14 protein-coding genes are annotated in these 16,694 nt (G+C 63.0%); 11 read left to right on the top strand and 3 right to left on the bottom strand.

All coding sequences use genetic code 11. The annotated features are described in order from the left end of the window. The first annotated feature begins 1 nt into the window (after position 1). From JVX98_RS02325 to JVX98_RS02315, 3 genes are all read left to right on the top strand, one after another. Entirely contained in the window at positions 2-1,246 is a 1,245-nt protein-coding gene (locus JVX98_RS02325; RefSeq protein WP_192449586.1) for a glycosyltransferase family 4 protein, read from the top strand. Continuing rightward, positions 1,246-2,382: a glycosyltransferase family protein gene (locus JVX98_RS02320; protein WP_246764850.1), complete on the top strand. Its 1,137-nt coding sequence runs from the start codon at positions 1,246-1,248 to the stop codon at positions 2,380-2,382. Before JVX98_RS02325 ends, JVX98_RS02320 begins: the two co-directional genes overlap by 1 nt. A 493-nt stretch (positions 2,383-2,875) precedes the next feature. Further along, positions 2,876-4,042 (top strand): hypothetical protein, encoded by a 1,167-nt coding sequence (locus JVX98_RS02315; RefSeq protein WP_205236731.1) that lies wholly within the window; start codon positions 2,876-2,878, stop codon positions 4,040-4,042. 97 nt (positions 4,043-4,139) lie between these two features. Here JVX98_RS02315 and JVX98_RS02310 read toward each other — a convergent pair whose 3' ends face one another. Then, a complete protein-coding gene (locus JVX98_RS02310) occupies positions 4,140-4,814 on the bottom strand; it encodes a class I SAM-dependent methyltransferase (RefSeq protein WP_205236730.1) in 675 nt (224 codons plus the stop codon). A 303-nt stretch (positions 4,815-5,117) separates the two neighbouring features. Between JVX98_RS02310 and JVX98_RS02305 the strand changes: the two genes are divergently transcribed. The 8 genes from JVX98_RS02305 to nadE all read left to right on the top strand — a co-directional run bounded on the left by JVX98_RS02305 (position 5,118) and on the right by nadE (position 14,632). Then, the gene (locus JVX98_RS02305; protein ID WP_192449590.1) at positions 5,118-7,808 is read left to right on the top strand and encodes an ABC transporter ATP-binding protein; all 2,691 of its coding nucleotides are present in this window, start codon (positions 5,118-5,120) and stop codon (positions 7,806-7,808) included. Positions 7,809-7,899: 91 nt separating this feature from the next. Then, positions 7,900-8,364: a cyclic nucleotide-binding domain-containing protein gene (locus tag JVX98_RS02300; protein WP_192449591.1), complete on the top strand. Its 465-nt coding sequence runs from the start codon at positions 7,900-7,902 to the stop codon at positions 8,362-8,364. Positions 8,365-8,501: 137 nt separating this feature from the next. Next, positions 8,502-9,263, top strand: a complete 762-nt coding sequence (locus JVX98_RS02295; RefSeq protein ID WP_205236729.1) for an FkbM family methyltransferase — start codon at positions 8,502-8,504, stop codon at positions 9,261-9,263. 210 nt (positions 9,264-9,473) lie between these two features. After that, entirely contained in the window at positions 9,474-9,677 is a 204-nt protein-coding gene (locus JVX98_RS02290) for a hypothetical protein (protein WP_034799207.1), read from the top strand. Between the two features lie 146 nt (positions 9,678-9,823). Then, a complete protein-coding gene (gene asnB / locus JVX98_RS02285; RefSeq protein WP_205236728.1) occupies positions 9,824-11,788 on the top strand; it encodes an asparagine synthase (glutamine-hydrolyzing) in 1,965 nt (654 codons plus the stop codon). Continuing rightward, positions 11,785-12,051: an acyl carrier protein gene (locus JVX98_RS02280; RefSeq protein ID WP_034799210.1), complete on the top strand. Its 267-nt coding sequence runs from the start codon at positions 11,785-11,787 to the stop codon at positions 12,049-12,051. The genes asnB and JVX98_RS02280 overlap by 4 nt, the downstream gene beginning before the upstream one ends. A 20-nt stretch (positions 12,052-12,071) precedes the next feature. Beyond that, positions 12,072-13,625 carry a class I adenylate-forming enzyme family protein gene (locus tag JVX98_RS02275; RefSeq protein ID WP_205236727.1) on the top strand — a complete coding sequence of 518 codons (1,554 nt, stop codon included), beginning with the start codon at positions 12,072-12,074 and terminating at the stop codon, positions 13,623-13,625. Then, positions 13,622-14,632 (top strand): NAD(+) synthase, encoded by a 1,011-nt coding sequence (gene nadE / locus JVX98_RS02270; protein WP_205236726.1) that lies wholly within the window; start codon positions 13,622-13,624, stop codon positions 14,630-14,632. Before JVX98_RS02275 ends, nadE begins: the two co-directional genes overlap by 4 nt. A 25-nt stretch (positions 14,633-14,657) precedes the next feature. Here nadE and JVX98_RS02265 read toward each other — a convergent pair whose 3' ends face one another. Further along, the gene (locus JVX98_RS02265; RefSeq protein WP_205236725.1) at positions 14,658-15,770 is read right to left on the bottom strand and encodes a hypothetical protein; all 1,113 of its coding nucleotides are present in this window, start codon (positions 15,768-15,770) and stop codon (positions 14,658-14,660) included. After that, positions 15,767-16,432 carry a HemK family protein methyltransferase gene (locus JVX98_RS02260; RefSeq protein ID WP_205236964.1) on the bottom strand — a complete coding sequence of 222 codons (666 nt, stop codon included), beginning with the start codon at positions 16,430-16,432 and terminating at the stop codon, positions 15,767-15,769. The genes JVX98_RS02265 and JVX98_RS02260 overlap by 4 nt, the downstream gene beginning before the upstream one ends. Positions 16,433-16,694: the final 262 nt, after the last annotated feature.

Below are 16,694 nucleotides of genomic sequence, written 5' to 3'. Positions count from 1 at the left end.
ATTGCCGACAGACCGCAAGATTGCAGTCGTGCTGAAGGGCTATCCGCGTCTTTCGGAAACATTCATCGCCCAGGAACTGCTTGGCCTCGAACGCGCCGGGATGGAACTCGTCCTGATCTCGCTTCGGCGTCCGACGGACGGCAAGCGCCACCCGGTTCACGACGAAATCCGCGCCGACGTCCATTACCTGCCGGAATATCTGCACGAGGAGCCGCTAAGGGTCCTGCGCGGGCTCGTGCGCTGTCTGCCGAAGCCCGGGTTCTGGCGCGCCTTGGGCCTGTTCCTCAAGGACCTGCCGCGCGATTTCAGCCGCAACCGCTTTCGCCGCCTCGGCCAAGCGCTGGTGCTCGCCGCCGAATGGCCGGGGCAGCCGCGCTGGCTGCACGCGCACTTCATCCATACCCCTGCCTCGGTGACGGCCTATGCCAGCGTGATTGCGGGCACGCCCTGGACCTGCTCGGCGCATGCAAAGGATATCTGGACCTCGCCCGACTGGGAACTGTCCGAAAAGCTTGACCTTGCGCGCTGGACCGTGACCTGCACGCGCATGGGGTACGAGCATCTCCGCAGCCTTGCGCGCGACAAGTCGAGGGTTCATCTGAGCTATCATGGCCTCGACCTCGATCGCTTCCAGCGTTTCGACGGCACGCATTCCAACCGCACAGGCTCCGATCCTTCGGATCCCGTCCGCATCGTCAGTGTCGGGCGTGCCGTTGGCAAGAAGGGCTACGATGTGTTGCTGAAGGCGTTGGCCAAGCTTCCCTCGGAGCTTCATTGGCGGTTCGAGCATATCGGTGCCGGGGAACTGACCGGCCAGTTGAAGACGCTCGCCACGGAACTCGGCATCTCCGACCGTATCGTCTGGAAGGGCGCGCTCGACCAGACCGATGTGCTTGCGCACTATCGGGCAAGCGACATCTTCGCGCTCGCCTGCCGGATCACCGCGGATGGTGATCGGGACGGCTTGCCGAACGTGCTTGTCGAAGCATCGAGCCAGCGCCTTGCCTGCGTCTCGACGGACATATCCGGCGTGCCGGAACTGCTCGAGGATGGCGAAAACGGTCGTGTCGTTCCGTCGGAAGACCCGCAGGCGCTTGCGGTCGCGCTAGAGGAACTGATCCGCAATCCGGCCCTTCGCCACCGGTTCGGCGATGCGGCCGAGCGGAAGGTTCGCGGCCAGTTCGACCACCACACCAGCATCGAACAACTCGCCGGCCTGTTTGTCCGCGAATGGAGAGCCGCCTGATGTCCGCCCGTCGCGTCTTCTTCTACGTACAGCACCTGCTCGGCATCGGTCACCTGGCGCGGGCAAGCCGGATCGCGAGCGCCTTGGCGGCCAAAGGCTATGACGTGACCGTCGTGACGGGCGGCAGCCCGGTGCCGGGATTCCCGGCAAACGATGTGAAACACGTGGCACTGCCGCCGGTGCTGGCGGGCGACAAGGGGTTTAGCGGACTTGCCGATGGCGAGGGAAATCCGGTCAGCGAAGCTTTCAAGCAAAAGCGCCGGGACCTTCTGATCGAGGCCTTTCTTGCCTGCAAGCCCGACATCGTCATCTTCGAAGCCTTCCCTTTTGGCCGTCGCCAGATGCGTTTTGAGTTGATGCCGCTACTGGAGGTGATCGAGAAGCAGGAGCCGCGACCCCTCGTTGCCGCATCGCTGCGCGATATCCTGCAGGAGCGCACGAAGCCCGGTCGCGCCGAAGAAACCCTCAACGTGGTCAGGGCCCATTTCGATCTCGTGCTCGTGCACGGAGATCCGGCCTTCGCGCGGCTCGAAGAGACCTATCCCTATACGGCGGAGATCGAAGACAAGATCGTCTACACAGGCCTTGTCGCCGGCCATCCCCCTGAACCCCCGGCTGAAAGGTTCGACGTGCTTGTTTCGGCCGGCGGCGGCGCGGTCGGCAAGGAGCTGATCGGCGCGGCACTGCAGGCGGCCGGGCTGCTTGCGGGGGACCTGAAATGGTGCCTGATCACCGGGCCGAACCTGCCGCAGGACGACTATGACGGCTTTGCCGCCGCAGCGCCCGCCAACGTGCATCTCTTCCGCTTCCGCAAGGATTTTGCGAGCCTCTTGTCGGGTGCGCGGCTCTCGGTCTCCCAGGCCGGCTACAACACCGTCTGCGATATCTTCCGTGCCGGCTGTGCGTCGCTGCTCATTCCCTTCGTCGCCGGTGGCGAGACCGAGCAATCGACGCGCGCGGAAAGGCTCGAAAAACTGGGCCTTGCCGGCGTTCTGCCGGAAGCGGACGTAACACCGGAGCGGCTGGCCCGTGACGTCGAGATGATGCTGGCGCGGCCAAGGCCGGAGATCCCCCCGCTCGACCTTAACGGCGCCGCTCGAACGGCCGAGATACTGGGGCTTCAGACGGTTCGCTAGCCCGTGCTCGGTGGTGCCCCTTCGGTCTTCGGGGAGGGCGCGATGGAGCGGAACCACCGCCGTAGAAAAGTCGCTCGGCAAACCAACGCTCGGGCGACCGCTCGTTTGCCTGCCAGTATGGAGCCTGGATATATTACTCGCGCTCTGCGTGTTCCTGCTGGCTGCCTCCGGAATCGTATGTTAGGTAAATAAATAATACCGATTCTGAATATATCGCGGTGCATTTCCACCGAACGATAATCTGGGTTCCCCTGTGCACGAAACTCAAGGCCTCGCGAGGACTGGGTCATTCTCTTGGCGAAGTGTTTCCCGCACGGCTCTCCTGCCTTTTCGACCTCCAACATCCGCTGGCCTCTGGCGCACGGCATCGCCTGTGCGCTGAACCGGTGCCGGCTGACGGGCGTAGAGGCAGTGGCGCAGTCGCGGCGAACGTCGGTCGCAGAGCAATGCCGGGGGATTTCGGCGCGTCGAGCGCGTAAGGCAGGAGGGGCAGTTGAGAAATCTGATTGCGCTGTTGATCTCAGTGACCCTGGCGTTGGGGGCCGGGGAGGTAATGCTGCGCGTGTTCACGCCGTTTCCGATCGGAACGCAATCGCACCGAACCACCGACGAGAAGTACGGCTATCGTCTCGATCCTACCCTTTCCGGAGTTGACGAGGACGGCTTCCGCGACCCGGTAGGCGCACGGCGGGACTTTCACGTCGCCGCAATCGGCGACTCGATGACCTATGGCAACAACGTCGAGAGCGGCCAAGCCTGGCCGGCCGTCTTCCAGGCCATCACCGGCGAGCACACCTACAATTTCGGTGTCGGAAGCTACGGTATCTACACCTACCACGCGCTCATCCACGACGCGCTGGCAAACGGAGCCCAAGGTGCGATCGTCGCCATTTTCCCAGGCAACGATTTCGCGATCGTTTTTTCGGCCTGCGATATCATGAACGCGCGTTCCGACTTCTGGCTCGCAGAGCAGGCGCGGCTTCACCTGCAGGCTCTCTTCAGCCCGACCGGAAGCCACACGCAATGCACCAAGGCACGATCGGCGAGCATCAAGACGAAGCTGTTCGAGAACGTCGCGCTTCTGAGCGCTTATCAGTATGCGATTAAGGACCGTGTGGCGAACTTGTATGCGCGCCTCCTTGGCGCGGAAGGCGATGAGACCTCCGAATATTACCGGTTCCCGGACGAGATCCCGCCCGTGTCGCGGCGCTATGTGGATGATGCCAGTCGCATGAGCGATTTGGCCTCGTCCGAGACGGCAGCGATGTTTGGGGACTTTGAACGTTTCGCGGCCGACTGGGCCGCGCAGGGACGGGGACGGGTGGGACTGTTGCTCATTCCGTCCAAGGAGCGTGTGGTTTTCGAGCATCTTCGGCGCGGTGGCCAGTTGGCCGTTGCCGATCCCGGCTTCATCCGCAGTGTCGAACGTCAGATCGCACTTGAGGATAAAATTCGGGAAGTCGCCGGCCGGCTTGATCTGCCGTATCGCAGCGCGGTCGATGCAACGACCGACGCCTTGCGGGATGCGATCCTGGCCGGGCAGCGCTCTTATCCTGATAACGACGGACACCCGTTTGAAGCAGGCTACAGGGCCTTCGCCGGAACCGCGTCGTCGCTCTGGAACGAGATGAAAGCAAGAGCTGTCGAGACGCATGACTGAACGTCGAGGAGCGGCGGTAGCCGCCGCTGCCGGAGACAGGCAACGGTGCCGGAGCGCACGGGTGCCGGCCGGCCAAACACGTGCACTCCCGATTGGTTCAGACCGTGCCGATCAGCATGAAGCGGGTGTATTTTTTCGTCGGCAGCGCGCCAGCGAACTCGACGGTCGTCAGCGCCGCCTGCTTGGCGAACTCCTCGACCGAGGCGACGCAGTTGATATGCGTCGGCTCGCTGAAATAGTTATTGGACTGGAGAAGCACCCGTGTGCCGGCCGGTATGCGATCGAGCCACGCCTTGAGGTCTGCGATATGCTCGCAGCTGGTGTTGATCACCACGTCTGCCGCGAGCGTCGCGTAGTCGATCGCGTACATGTCCGCCGTCACGGCATGAAACTTGTCCGGAAAGGCGGCATTCAGCGTCCGCGCCACAGCTTCGACATCGGGGTCGATGTCGAAGCTGTCGACCGCTGCCACGTCAAAGCGCTGGTCTTCCAGCAGCATGGCGCCGAGAATACCGTACCATCCACCGAGGATGGCGATCTTGCCGTAAGAGGGGCCGGCCACCTCAAACAGCGTATCGCGCGCCCAGACCTTACAGGCGACCTGCTTGTGGTTGAAGGCATTGGCGATGTGTGCGTCGGGATGCTTGGCGATCACCCGTCCGATCCCTTCGATCAGCGGACTGCGTGTATAGGCGGCGATGCCACGCGCGAGATCGAAGGCATGCTCGTACCAGTCGCTGGTTTGGGCAGGGGGATGGCTGGTGTGTTTCATGCGGCCGTTGTAAGCTGCACATTGAGCGAGTGCAATAACGGCGTGTTCCTTTGGGAACGTCGACCTCTGCGTCGATAGTATATAAGCCGCCTGTTGGAAACCGCGTCCATTGCAGATTTCCCTCGCACCTGCATAATCGATCAGCCGGATTCGGCGCCGGGCGGAATATGCAGGCGTCCCTTCAGGAGCGTGCCGTGGGGCACCCGTCCGAAGGTGTCGCCGAAGAGTGATGCGTGCTGGGGACATGTGGCAACCCGGCCCGCCAGCAGCAGTCGTGTTCAATAAGGTCCTATCGCCAGTAACATGGAACCACGCCTTTCCCGCTATATCTGGACCCACACGCGCAAGGACCAGCTTTGGATCCTGGTTGTCGTCGCGCTGTCGATGATCCCTTACTTCCTGTCGTTCGATCTGCCGAAGCAGATCGTCAACGGGCCGATCCAGGGCGATGGCTTCGACAGTCCGGAGGCCACGCAGGCCTTTCTGCCGATTTCCTTCGACCTGCCGTATTTCGGCACGATCAACGTTTTTGATGGCTTCCAGCTCGGCCGCGAAGGCATGTTGCTCGCTCTCAGCCTGGTGTTCCTGGCGCTGGTGGTGGTCAACGGCCTCTTCAAGTTCTACATCAACACGTTCAAGGGGCGGCTCGGCGAGCGGCTCTTGCGGCGCATTCGTTTTGAACTTGTCGACCGGGTGCTGCGCTTTCCGCCCAGCCATTTCAAGCGGGTGAAGCCGGCTGAAATCGCGACGATGATCAAGGACGAGGTCGAGCCGCTCGGCGGTTTCACCGGCGATGCCTTCGTCTCGCCCGCGTTGCTCGGCGGCCAGGCCTTGACGGCGCTGGTGTTCATCCTGCTGCAGAGCTTCTGGCTCGGGCTGATCGCAACGCTGATCGTCGCGGTTCAGGCGATCATCATTCCGCGCATGCGCAAGCGGCTCCTCGTGCTTGGACGCGAGCGGCAGTTGACGGCGCGCGAGCTCTCCGGCCGCGTCAGCGAGATCGTCGACGGCATCGGCGCGATACGCGGTCACGACACGTCGAACTACGAGCGCGCCGACATTGCGGCTCGCCTCGGCCGGATCTTCCAGATCCGCTACGACCTCTACCAGTGGAAATTCCTCGTCAAGTTCATCAACAACTTCCTGGCGCAGGTCACGCCCTTCCTGTTCTACGCGATTGGCGGCTATTTCGCCCTGCAGGGTCGCCTCGACATCGGCCAGCTCGTCGCCGTCATCGGCGCCTACAAGGACCTGCCGGGTCCACTGAAGGAACTGATCGACTGGGACCAGGCCCGTCAGGACGTCCAGGTGAAATATGCGCAGGTGGTCGAGCAGTTCAGCGTCGACACGCTGCTCGATCCCAAGGTGCAGGCGGTGGCGACGACCGCTGCGGCGCCGCTCGCAGGCCCGCTTGCGGCCGTCAATCTGACCGTGATCGACGACGGCGGCTCGACGTTGCTCGACCATGTCTCGCTGCAGGTCCAGCCCGGCGAGAAGGTGGCGCTGATGGGCGGCGGCGAAGTGCTCGCCGAGGCCTTCGGCCGCCTCGTCTGGCCGGCAAGCGGCAAGGTGATCGTCGGTGGTCAGGACATTCTGGAGCTGCCGGAATCGGTGACCGGCCGGCGGATTGCCTACGCTTCCTCCGACGTCTACGTCTTCCAGGGTAGCCTCGGCGATAACATCCTTTACGGGCTGAAACATGCGCCGCTCACGAACGAGGTCTATGAGGGCGAGCGTGCCACGCACCGCAAGTGGGAGGTGACCGAGGCCCGGCTGGCCGGCAACCCGTATCTCGACGTCAACAGCGACTGGATCGACTATGGATCCGCCGGGGCGAACGGTCCGGACGATCTGCTCGTGCAGATCCGGCCGGTTCTCGACGCGGTACTTCTGACCAACGACGTCATGGCGCTGGCCGTGCGTTCGACCATCGATCCCCATGAGCATGCGGAGTTTGCCGCTGGCATCGTCGAGATGCGCAGTGCGCTCCGGCAGCGTCTCGAAAAGGAAAAGCTCAGCGACCTCGTCGTGTTCTTCGAGCCCGGGACCTACAACGTCGAGGCGACGATCGGCGAAAACATGCTGTTTGGCACCATCACCGATCAGGTGGTGTGGGCAGACGCGCTGGAGAACCATCCGTTCTTCAAGACGATCCTGCAGCGGGTCGGCCTGCGCGATGTCTTCTACGAGATGGGCATCGAGATCGCCGAGAACGTCGTCGAACTGTTCCGCGACTTGCCGCCGGATCACCCGTTCTTCCAGCAGTTGACCTTCATGACCGCCGAGGAAATCCCGGTCTATGAGGCCATTCTCCAGAAGGTTCGCACCAAGGGCAAGGCCGAAGTATCGGAAGACGATCAGATCAAGGTGCTGAGGCTGTGCTTCGACTATATCGAGCCCCGGCATCGTTTCGGTCTCTTAACCGATGAGGTTATGGCGAAGATCGTTGCCGCCCGGCGCGAGTTCGACGAAGGCCTGCCGGCCGATCTCGCAGGCATGATCGAGCACTACCGTCCGAACCGCTTCATCGCGTCCGGCAGCATCATCGACAACGTGCTCTTCGGACGTATCGGTCACAAACACGCCGACGGCTCGGAGAAAATCCGCGCCATCGTCCGGGACCTCTTCGAGGCCGGCGGCCTCTACAACGAGGTGCTTTCCTTCGGTTTCGATTTCAATGTCGGCGCCGGCGGCAAGCGACTGACGGCCGCGCAGCGGCAGAAGCTCGACCTTGCGCGCGCGTTGATCCGCAATTGCGATTACTACATCTTCAATCAGCCGCTCCTGGCGCTCGACCAGCGTGTCCAGGAACAGGTCGTCCGCAACGTTTTTGCGATGCTCGATCAGGGCGGGCGCGATCCTGCGGTCATCTGGGTCCTCGCCAATCCGGCGTTGACGGACCTCTTCGATCGCGTCGCCCGGTTCGAGAACGGGCGCCTGCTGCACGACGCCAATGTGGATGAACGACCTGACTATAAGGAAATGGCATCTTGATGTAATATTAATGTCAGGGCACGAGCATATGGTCCCGCCGCGATGCGGGAGGCAAGTTGCCCCCGACAGGAACTCGGAGACACGGATTGTGATGTTGCTCAAAGACGAAGTCGAAATGCTGCGCCGAATAACCCTTTTCTCGGGATTGCCGCCGGCAAAGCTGAAACTTCTGGCCTTCACGTCCGACAGGGTCATGTACAGCGCCGGCGAAGCGCTGTTCTATCAGGGTGACATCGGCGACGCGGCCTATGTCATTCTTTCCGGCAAGGCGGAGGTGCTCATCAATACGGCGGGTGGGCCTTTCAAGATCGCGGAATTAGAGCAGAATTCGATCGTGGGCGAAATCGCCATCCTCTGCAACACGCCACGCACCGCGACGGTGCGCACCAGCACGCCGCTCGAGGCCCTGCGCATCCGCAAGGACGATTTCCTCAAGCTTCTGGCCGATTTCCCCGAGATGGCGGTGGAAATCATGCGCGTTCTCGCCGACCGCCTTACACAAACGACGGCGGAGCTTAGCGAGGCCCGCGGTTCGATGGAGCCGGTGGACGCCTAACGGCGGCGGCTCCCTTGTACGGGCGGTCCTTCCCGAAAATGCAGACGTTGATGCGCCGGGGCAGTCATTCGCCTCGGGCATACGAGCCCTTCGCAAAATCGATTCCGCTTCGTCCGGATATGGGTTAGAGAAGCGCCATGCGTTCGATAACCTATTTCCACAAGACCGTTCAGTTTCCCGACAAGCCGGAAAAGAAGCGCTTTTTCGCGCGGCTGCAGAACGGCGACTGGGAGCCCTGCACGTTCCAGAACATCGAACGCCTGGTCGACGCGAAGACGACCTTCATCGACATCGGCGGCTGGATCGGCGTGACGCCCTATTGGGCGGCGCAGATTGCCGACAACGTCATCACTGTCGAGCCCGACCCTGTCTGTTTCGGCATCCTCAAGGAAATGCAGCCGGAGAATTGCGGCGAAGTGCGGGTCATCAATGCCGCACTGTCGGAGGATGACGTTCTCGTGCTGCATTCCGTCGGTGGCGGTTTCGGCAGCTCCGAAACATCGGCCCTGATCGCCGACGACGACGGCGAGGCGATCCGTGCGCGCACCGTGACGATCGCAGCCCTTCAGGACATGGCGCGGACCGAAAGGCTCTGTTTCAAGATCGACATCGAAGGTTACGAGTATCGCGCGCTGAACCAGTTCCGCACGATCGATCGGATGCGGACGGCCGGCGTGCTGCTGGCGGTTCATCCGCAGATCCTGTTTGCGTCGCTGACGGGCTCCAGGCTGTCGCGCGTCCTTCGCACCATGACCGCCACTATCGGATTGATCCGCAGCTTCAAAGGTTTCCGCCTCGACAATCCCTCGGCCATCTGGACGGCGCTGCGCAAATCGATCGCGCGCCGGGAGTTCCGCGGTTTCGACCTGCTGTTCGTGGCCCGCGAGGGCAGCCGCTGAGGACTGCTGGCAGCTCAAATTCGTTCCGTGTCTTGAGAACGCGAATGGCAATGCTCCGGGCATTCGCCGAGAACCGAAACGATCCTCGGTTCGGTTAACCATGCCCCCGCTTAAAGTTAACTCTTCGTTTCAAAATGTTACTTCCGGTGGTATAGGTTCGCTGCTGCTATTTCCTGGTTTTGGTTGTGGCGCGTCGCGGAGGGCGGTTGCATGTCCTGGTTATACGTTGCCGGTGTCGCCTATGGCCTGACGGCGTTTTTTCTCGTGGGGATGACCTATCTTGAAGGATTGCAGGCGCATGCACCTTGGAACATGTACCGCGTGGCCGGGCTTCTGGTCTGCGTTTTCTGGCCGATCTTGTTTCTGTATCTGATGCTCAGGATGGCATCGAAAAGACGAATTCCGGAGCGCTGACGGCAAGGGCCGGCGGCGCTCATCCTCAACGCGGCGCCTGAACAGCGGTATTTACCATACAACTAGAAAATGCCGGAGATTAACCCATGATTCCGTCATGCGGTTTATGGTCCGGCAGTGATCGAACGGTGTGAAAGTATCTCGGCATGTGCGGTTACGGTGGCTATTTCGGGTCGGTCCCGGAGGCGGAAATCCTTCTCAAAAGGATGGCCTCTGCGATCGCGCATCGCGGCCCGGATGAAAACGGTATTCTTGCCGCGCCGGAGGCCGGGCTCGCCCATGTGCGGCTCTCGATCGTCGGTCTCGGCGACGGCCAGCAGCCGATGTCCGATGAAACCGGCGACCTTTCGATCGCCTTCAACGGCGAGATCTTCAACTACGTCGAATTGCGCGAGGAACTGCGCGCCAAGGGGCGGCGGTTCCGCACCGCGAGCGACACCGAGGTCATCCTGCATCTCTACGCCGTGATGGGTGAGGACTGCCTGTCCGTCCTCAACGGCGACTTCTCTTTCGCGATCTGGGATCGACGCCGCCAGCGCATGATGTTGGCGCGCGACCGCATGGGCGTGCGCCCGTTGTTTTACACGACCCATGGCGGGACATTCTATTTCGCCTCCGAAATTAAGGCGCTGCTCCAGGTCCCCGGCATTTCCGCCGAACTCGATCCCGTTGCGCTCGACCAGATTTTTACCCTTTGGGCGCCGATCGCGCCGCGGACCGGCTTTCGTGGCATTCACGAGCTCGAGCCGGCTCACCTGATGATCGTCGAGAAAGGCAAGACGTCGATCCGCCCCTATTGGCAACTCGACTATCCGGACCACGACGCGCCGCCGCTGTTTGCCGATGAGCGCAGCGCGGCCGAGGAACTACGCGCCCTTCTTACCGATGCGACCCGGATCCGCATGCGGGCCGACGTGACCGTCGGATCCTATCTCTCGGGCGGGCTCGACAGCTCCATCGTCTCGGCGCTTGCTGCCGGAATGGCGCCGCAGGGTCTGCGCACGTTTTCCGTGACGTTTGATAGCGTCGAACATGACGAGAGCGCCTTCCAGATGGAAATGGCAAAGGCGCTCGGCACGCATCATAGCGCGGTCGCCTGTCGCGCCGGCGACATCGCGAAGGTCTTTCCGCAGGTCGTCCGGTTCGCTGAACGTCCGATTATCCGCACGGCACCCGCCCCGCTTTACCAGCTCTCGGGTCTCGTGCGCGAGCAGGGATTGAAGGTCGTGCTGACAGGCGAGGGCGCCGACGAGGTCTTCGCCGGATACGATATCTTCAAGGAGGCGCGGGTGCGCCGCTTCTGCGGCCGCCAGCCCGGCTCGCGAATCCGGCCGCACCTGTTCCGCAAGCTCTACCCCTATCTGCCGGGCCTGCAGCAGCAATCGGCGGAATATCTCGCCGCTTTCTTCGGCGCCGGCGACGTGCCGCTCAACGACCCGCTGTTCTCGCACCGCCCGCGGTTCAAAAGCACAGCCGCGACCAAGATCTTCTTTTCTCCCGACCTGCGCGCCACGCTGAAGGACTACGACGCGGCCGAGGATCTGGCGAGCCGGCTTCCTGCCGCCTTCGGTCGCTGGCATCCGCTGCACCAGGCGCAGTATCTCGAAAGCCGTTTCCTTCTGCCCGGCTACATTCTCTCCAGCCAGGGCGACCGCATGGCCATGGCGCACGGGATCGAAGGACGCTTCCCGTTCCTGGACCATCGGCTCGTGGAGTTCGCGACGCGCCTGCCGCCGGAAATGAAGCTGAAGGGGCTGGTGGAAAAACACATCCTGCGCGAAGCGACGAAGGATCTGCTTCCGCCGACGATCGGCCAGCGCACGAAGCAGCCCTATCGTGCGCCCGACAGCCATTCCTTCACCGGCGCCGGCGAACTGGATTACGTTCGCGATGCCATGAGCGAGACGCGCATCGGTGACAGCGGTCTGTTCAATGCCAAGGCCGTGAGCAAGCTCTACGAGAAATGCCAGTCGCAACCGACCACCGGCTTTAGGGACAATGCCGCCTTCGTCGGCATCCTGTCGACGCAGCTCTGGCTGCAGACCTTTACCGGCACCAGCATCCGCGCCGCTCAAGCGGCCCGAAACCCATTGGGAAAGGAAATGAAATGACGGAAACCATCAAGGACAAGGTCAGGGCCTTTGTCATCGAGAACTTCCTGTTTGGCGATACCTCGTACGATCTCGCCGACGGCGCCTCTCTGATCGAGAACGACATCATCGACTCGACCGGCGTTCTCGAACTCGTCGCCTTTATCGAAGACCAGTTCGGCATTGCCATGGCCGACGCCGACATCGTGCCTGCGAACCTCGATTCGCTCGCCCGCATCTCGGCCTTCATCGAGGCGAAGGCCGGAGTGCCGGCCACGGCCTAACCAAGACCCGAGGGCGTTCCATGCGGTTCGAACAATTTCTCATCGGCAATGCGGCAAGGCATGCGGCCAAGACGGCGCTCGTGACCGATCGCAAGCGGCTCAGCTACGGCGAGTTCGACGAGCTATCGAGCCGGCTGGCGGCCGCGCTGGCTAAGGCGGGCGTGAAGCGCAACGACCGCGTCCTCGTGTTCATGGACAATTGCTGGGAGGCGGCCGCCTCGATCTTCGCGATCCTGAAGGCAGGCGCGACCTTCAGCCCGATCAACGCCTCCACCAAGGCGGACAAGCTCGCCTACATTATCGATGACTGCGAGCCGGCCGCGATCCTGACGCAGGCCAAGCTGATGCCGGTGGTGGCGGAAGCCCAGGCGCAAAGCAGCGGCAAGGCCGACATCTTCGTTGCATCGACCGCGGCGCCAAATGGCCAGTCGCCTGCCGGCGCGGTGCCCTTCGAGGGCTGCCTGTCGGCGGCGGAGGCGATGCCGGTGTCGCATCGCGGCATCGACGTCGATCTGGCGATGCTGATCTACACGTCGGGTTCGACCGGGCGCCCGAAGGGCGTGATGATGACCCATCGCAATATCGACGCGGCGTCGGAATCGATCACCACCTACCTGCGCAACGAGCACGACGACATCATCCTCAACGTGCTGCCGCTCGCCTTCGACTATGGCCTCTACCAGTTGCTGATGGCGATCAGGCTCGGCGCGACGCTGGTGCTCGAAAAGTCCTTTGCGTTCCCGCATGCGATCTTCGAGCGCATCCGCGAGGAGGGCGTCACCGGCTTCCCGCTGGTGCCGACGATGGCGGCGATGATCCTGCAGATGCGCGATCTGGAGCCGGGGTTCCTGCCGAGCCTGCGTTATCTCTCCAACACCGCCGCGGCGCTTCCGCCGCCGCACATCGCCCGCCTGCGTGAGCTTTTCCCGGGCGCGCGGCTCTATTCGATGTACGGGCTGACGGAGTGCAAGCGTTGCACCTACCTGCCGCCGGAGGAACTGGATCGCCGGCCGGGCTCGGTCGGCATCGCCATTCCGAATACGGAAGCCTTTGTCGTCGACGACGAGGGCAGCCGCGTGCCGCCGGGCGTTCCTGGCGAACTCGTCATCCGCGGGCCGCATGTGATGCAGGGCTACTGGCGCAACGACGCGGCGACCGAGCGCATGCTGCGGCCCGGACCGAACCCGTGGGAAAAGGTGCTCTATACGGGCGACCTCTTCCAGACGGACGAAGAGGGCTTTCTCTATTTCGTCGGCCGCAAGGACGACATCATCAAGACCCGTGGCGAGAAGGTGGCGCCCAAGGAAGTCGAGACCGTGCTCCATGCCCATCCCGGCATCGCCGAGGCCGTCGTGGTCGGCGTGGCCGATCCGGTGCTCGGCCACGCGATCGCTGCCCTTGTGGTGCGTGCGGACCCTGGCTTGACCGACAAGGACATCATCCGCCACTGCACCCGCCACCTCGAGGATTTCATGGTGCCGAAGATCATCGAATTCCGCACCGAACTGCCGAAGACGGATACCGGCAAGGTCAGCCGCCGACTTGCCGCCGAGACGATGGAGCCTGCACAATGAACATCAGAACAACCGGGGGCACGGGCCTGTTTTCGGCCGAAACCCTGACGATCGACCATGCGCTCGAAACCGACCGCATCGTTTCCGGCTTGCGCGGGCAGTTGCGCTCCATGAAGAAGCGCGGTCTGGTGCTCGGGCTCTCCGGCGGCATCGACTCGAGCGTCTCGGTGGCGCTTGCGGTGCGCGCGGTCGGCGCCAAGAACGTCTTCTGCCTGTTCATGCCGGAAAACGATTCCGATCCGGAAAGCCTGCGCTTCGGCCGGCTGGTCGCAGAAACCTTCGGCGTCGAGGCGATCGTCGAAGACATTGGGCCGACGCTCAAGGCCATGGGCTGCTACGAGCGCCGCGACGCCTTCATCCGCGAACTGGTTCCGGACTATGGCGACGGATGGGCCTCGAAGGTCGTCATCGCCAATGCGCTCGAAGGCGAAGGCTACAACATCTCCTCGCTGGTGGTTCAGAGCCCTGAAGGCGTGCAATCGAAACACCGAATGCCGCCATCGGTCTATCTCGGCGTCGTCGCTGCCACCAACATGAAGCAGCGTACCCGCAAGCAGGTCGAGTACTACCATGCGGACCGGCTGAACTTCGCCGTGCTCGGCACGCCGAACCGGCTGGAGTACGACCAGGGCTTCTTCGTCAAGAACGGCGATGGCGCCGCCGACGTCAAGCCGATCGCCCATCTCTACAAGTCGCAGGTCTATGCGCTTGCCGCCCATCTCGGCGTTCCCGCCGAAGTTTGCCGTCGCCCGCCGACGACCGACACCTATTCGCTGGAGCAGACGCAGGAGGAGTTTTATTTCTCCCTGCCTTACGATCGCATGGACCTCTGCCTTTACGGCCTCAACCACGGGATCGAGATTGACGCCGTCGCCAAGGCGGCCGGCCTGACCGTGGTGCAGGTCGAACGGGTCTGGGCCGATATCGCCGCCAAGCGCAAGGCGACGCGCTACCTGCATCTCGGGCCGCAACTGGTGCAGCCCGTGGAGGAGATCGCCGGCTATTGAGGCCTGGCCGGACCGACGGTCACGCTCAAGAGAAGCTGCCGCCGATCAGCCGGCTCCAATATTCGCCGGAAATACCGTTGAAGAAGCCCTGTCCGTCGCGGCAGGCTTCGACAATCTCCTGGTCGCGCGAGTGCACGACGCTCGAGGCGACGTGCACGAAGGCGATGCGTCGGCCGAGCATGGCTTCCATCAGCGCCGGCTGCGTGCGTCCGCGCAAGCCCGCAAGGCCCCGTCTCGACGCCTCGTCGACCAGGCAGTCGATGACCGGCCCGGCCTGCCCGGGTCGCGCCAGGATCTGCAGGACCCGACCGATTTCACCGGCCTTGGCGTAGTAGGCGAAGGCTCCGACGACGGTGCCCGTGCGGGCCGTTACCAGCGCGTAGACGAGCTCGCCTTGCTCCGGCTTCTTTTCAGCATCGGCAAGGATGTGGTCGAGCTGGCCATCGCTCCATTCGGGGCGAAGCGGAAACTGCGCGGTGAACTGGTCGACGACGGCGGCAAAGCCGCTGCGGTCCGTCTCGGTCGCGGTGAAGCCGGCCGGTGCCGCTCCCGCTTCGGGCAGGGCGGACCAGCGCTGCTCGCCCTGGCCCATGCGCTTGCGATAGAAATTGTCGAGCACACGCGCGAAGGGGGCGGCGAGCCGGGCGGGCTTGATACGGTTCGAGGCGACGCTGAGGCTGAACGTCGCCGGACGGATGACGCGCACCCAGTCGAGGCTGTACTGCGGCAGAACCACGCCGCGGAGCCGCGTCCACATCTGCACCGAGACTTCGCTTGCCGTCTCGCTGAACGATAGATCCTGCGGACCGGCGAGGAACGCCTTCATGAGGCGCGCTCCCGCCAAGGGATCGCTTTCACGGTCTTCCGCCATCAGCGATCCGCAGATCGCGGCGCGCAGATGCCGGCCGTTCAGTGTCATCGGCAGCGCGTTGACGCCGACGAAACCGGTGATCCGGCCTTCGTCGTTCACATGTACCAGCGGTCTGATTTCCGCATCGGAGTTCGGTCCGTCGAGATAGAGCTGCCGCATATAGTCGGCAAGGGCTGGCGAAGTGGTGCGCTCCTCGCGGAACACCCGCTGGAACATTCCGGCGACCGCTGGAACATCCGCGTATTCTAGCGAACGGATTTCGCTCATCGGGCGAGCTCTCCGGTGCCCGCCGCCGCCGGGTCGGCGATTTTCTGGACGATGGCGACGCGCGGTTTGCCGTCGCGGTCGGTCGCGAAGGTGACCGGTGCATAGGCTTTCGCCCGTGAGAGAAGGGCGCCTGCCTGCCGCTCCTGGCCCTCGCCGAACTCGAACAACAGCCAGCCTCCCGGTTTCAGGAAGGCGTGCGCATCTCGGATCAGGCGCTGATGGATGGAAATGCCGTAGGGGCCGCCATCGAAGGCTTCGCGCGGCTCGCTCTCGAGCAGATGGGCGCGGTCGCCCTCCAGCCGGCCGGTCGAGATATAGGGGGGATTGCAGACCACGACGTCAATCTTGCCTTGCAGATCGTCGCTTTCAAGCGCCGCGAAAAGATCGCCCTGCCGGATGGAGACGCGCGAGCCGAGGCCGAGCCGATCGACGTTGCGGCGGGCAAGCGCGACGGTGCTGTCCGTCAGATCCGCGCCCCAAACACGCGCCGAGGGGATCTCGCTGGCAATGCCAAGGGCGAGGTTGCCGGAGCCGCAGCACATGTCGATGATGGTGACTTCCGAAGGGCCGCCTTCAAGAATCGAAACGGCCCTCCTTCCAAGAAGCTCCGTTTCTTCCCGCGGAACCAGCACGTCGGGCGCAAGTTCCAGTTCGACACCCATGAACCGGTGCAGTGTCGCGGCCCGGTCTTCGGTCGGTCGGTCGGTCGGATTGATGTCGTCGTGCGCCACGGCCGCTCCTCATGTCGCTGGAAAACTCTGTAGACGTGCGGACCGTAACCTAGTGTAATTGAGTAAACGGAAGCTGAAATACAATTGCTGCGAGCACGTTAACCGCGCAATCATTTCTGCCTGTTACCGTGCGCGTGATCAGAGGCGGGTGCTCGCTGTCATTGAACGCTTTTTGAGCGTAACAATGAGCGGT

It is taken from the genome of Ensifer sp. PDNC004 (assembly GCF_016919405.1).
Taxonomy (GTDB): domain Bacteria; phylum Pseudomonadota; class Alphaproteobacteria; order Rhizobiales; family Rhizobiaceae; genus Ensifer.
This window is presented reverse-complemented; position numbering and strand designations above follow the sequence as displayed.